General features: G+C 65.0%; 2 protein-coding genes. One reads left to right on the top strand and one right to left on the bottom strand.

Translation table 11 applies throughout. The features are described from left to right. Positions 1–234 precede the first annotated feature (234 nt). Positions 235–792: a GNAT family N-acetyltransferase gene (locus EOA36_RS35910; protein WP_127281277.1), complete on the top strand. Its 558-nt coding sequence runs from the start codon at positions 235–237 to the stop codon at positions 790–792. Positions 793–794: 2 nt separating this feature from the next. Here the strand turns inward: EOA36_RS35910 and EOA36_RS35905 are convergent. After that, positions 795–1,118, bottom strand: a 324-nt coding sequence (locus EOA36_RS35905) for a P1 family peptidase (RefSeq protein WP_189553562.1), incomplete at its 5' end; no start/stop codon positions are given.

Genomic DNA, 1,118 nt, shown 5'->3' with positions numbered 1-1,118 from the left:
AAGCACAATCATAAAACGCCGCGCGCCATCAGGCGAAACACATCTTGTTTAGCGCGCCGGCAAGTATGCGCGAAAAGCCGAGGGAGACGCGCAACCAGCCATGCCGGCCCAAGGCGGCTGTGGAAGCCTGAAAAACGTCCCCCGATTTTCGATCCGCCGAGATCCGCTTTCAGGCGGCTTGAGCGCTCTGCTGTCCAAGGGTATGCCTGCTTCGTTTTTCAGGAAGCATCGACCATGATCGAGATCGTCAAACCCGCGCTCGAACATCTGCCGTCCTACAAGGCGGCGCTCGAACGCGGCTGGTCGCCGGACAATGTGCGGCTCATGGAGGCAACACGCGCGGAGCTTGCGGCGATCGACGAGGACCCCATGGCATTCCTCGCCAGCCTCGACGATCCCGAGGCCAAGGGGCCGCGCATCGCCTTGCCAGACGGCACACAAGTGCCACGCCTGCCGGGTTTCCGCCGCTGGATCTGGGACGGCGAGGCGTCGGGCTCGATCGGCTTTCGCTGGCAGAAGGGCACGGCGGAACTGCCGCCGCACGTGCTTGGCCATATCGGTTATGCCGTGGTGCCGTGGAAGCGAAAGCGCGGCTACGCCACCGAGGCGGTGAAGCTGATGCTGGACGAGGCGAGGGCGGTCCGCCTGCCCTATGTCGAGCTCACTGCCAAGCCGGGCAATCCGGCCTCGCACAAGGTGATCCTGGCCAATGGCGGCAGACTCGTCGAGCGCTTCTTCGAGGACGCCGCCTATGGCGGGGTAGAGAGCCTGCGGTTCCGGATCGATTTGTAAGCCTATCGCCTTTCAACCTGATCGCCGAACCAGTCGGCGAGCGATGCGCGGTGCGTGCCGGCCCGGCCGGTGAAAGCGTCGGCGGAAAGCATGGAGTTCAGCACCGCCTCCTGCGTCGCTTCCGCCGCCGCCCTGAAAAGAATGTCGATGCGCGCTTCGTTGAGCGCGAGCAGCGGCACCAGATCGCGGTTTTCATCATGGTCGATCAGGCTGCCGGTGCTGAAGGCGATGGCGATGTCCCCGCTGCCATTGCCCCAGAAGGAGCCAAGCCTGGCGATGCCGGCCCCGGTGCGGCGCGCCACGCGCTCGAGCTGGCGGTGTTCGAG

Origin of the sequence: Mesorhizobium sp. M8A.F.Ca.ET.021.01.1.1 (assembly GCF_003998025.1) — a bacterium.
GTDB lineage: Bacteria > Pseudomonadota > Alphaproteobacteria > Rhizobiales > Rhizobiaceae > Mesorhizobium.
Note: the sequence above shows the minus strand (reverse complement) of the source record. Positions and strands in the feature narration are given on the sequence as shown.

Coding starts and splice junctions, on each gene's coding strand:
- EOA36_RS35910 (WP_127281277.1), top strand. CDS start 235: ATGATCGAGATCGTCAAACCCGCGCTCGAACATCTGCCGTCCTACAAG.